1 protein-coding gene and 1 pseudogene are annotated in these 909 nt (G+C 68.0%); both read right to left on the reverse strand.

Annotation, left to right across the window (positions count from 1 at the left end):
• A pseudogene (locus tag KUM32_RS39835) lies at positions 1-365 on the reverse strand (transcription termination/antitermination protein NusG); the annotation flags it as partial.
• Between the two features lie 81 nt (positions 366-446).
• A complete protein-coding gene (gene secE, locus KUM32_RS39840) occupies positions 447-734 on the reverse strand; it encodes a preprotein translocase subunit SecE (protein ID WP_176163486.1) in 288 nt (95 codons plus the stop codon).
• Between the last annotated feature and the right edge of the window lie 175 nt (positions 735-909).

Here is a 909-nt window from a genome sequence, read left to right on the forward strand (position 1 = left end):
ACGTACCACTCACCGGGAAGCGTGCGCAGTTCCTCGCGCAGCGCCTCGACCGGGTCCACGGCCTCTTCCGCCACGACCTCGGCGGGCTCCTCGGCGTCCTCGTCCGCTTCTTCGGTGGCCTCGTCCGTGGCCTCGGCGGGCTCGTCCGCCTCGTCCGTCGCCTCGGTGTCGGCTTCCTCCGCCGCGACGTCCGCGTCCGCCGCCTCGTCGGCCGCGTCCGGGGCCTCCGCCTCCGCGGCGTCCGTCCCCTCGGTACCGTCGAGCGCGACGCCCTCCTCGGCCGGGGCAGCCGCCGGGTCGGCCGTCGCCGCAGCCTCTTCGCCCTCGCGGGGCTCGATGGCGTCGTTCAGGTTCGGGTCAGACACGGTGGCTGCTTCTTCCTGGCTACAAGAGGGGTGGAACGTGCGATAGGGGCGCCGCACGGGATCGCGGTGCCCTACGCGGGATCAGCCGAAGATGTACTTGACGGCTTCGTTGAACCCGTAGTCAATCACGGTAACAAGACCGATCATGATGACCACGAAGACGATCACTACGGTGGTGTACGTCGAGAGCTGGTTACGCGAAGGCCAGACAACCTTGCGCAGCTCGGCGACAATCTGGCGGTAGAACAGCGCGAGGCGGCCGAACGGCCCCTTCTTCCCGCGCTTGCCCCCGCGGCGGCCCTTCTTGGCGGCCTCGTCGTCTGGACGACCGCTTTCAGGCGTCGCGGTGGAGCCAAGGGCTTCCGTCACTCGTCCTCACCTGAATCCGGATCGTGGCCGTGCCGCGTCCGGTCCGGCCGCACAGCGGTGCATTTGAGTACTGCGCATGCACACACCCGTCCGTGCTGGATGTGTGTAGCAGGGCCGGAGGGACTTGAACCCCCAACCGCTGGTTTTGGAGACCAGTGCTCTACCAATAGAGATA

The sequence above is a fragment of the Streptomyces sp. AC627_RSS907 genome, from assembly GCF_019049165.1.